The sequence below is a fragment of the Pseudomonas sp. SIMBA_067 genome (assembly GCF_046534675.1).
In the GTDB taxonomy this organism is placed as follows: domain Bacteria; phylum Pseudomonadota; class Gammaproteobacteria; order Pseudomonadales; family Pseudomonadaceae; genus Aquipseudomonas; species Aquipseudomonas putida.
On record NZ_JAWRYH010001461.1, the window covers coordinates 1 to 231 of the forward strand.

At 62.3% G+C, this 231-nt stretch carries 1 pseudogene; it reads right to left on the reverse strand.

Annotated features, from left to right (window positions below):
- Window positions 1-231: pseudogene (locus SB765_RS34265) on the reverse strand (MFS transporter); the annotation flags it as partial.

Sequence of the window (231 nt, forward strand, 5' to 3'; positions counted from 1 at the left end):
TGGCGATCGACAGGCCAAGAATGGCAATGGTCGGGTTACCCGCGAAGTTCACCGCGATCAGCAGGCCGATAGCCCCCATCAGCATCGGCACTACAAGGTGCCAGCGGCGCTCGTTGCGCAGGTCGGCCGAGCGCCCGCAGAGGATCATGAACACACCTGCCAGCAGGTACGGAATGGCGCTGAGCCAGCCGATCAGCAGCGGGTTGTCGAAGCCCATGTTCTTGATGATCG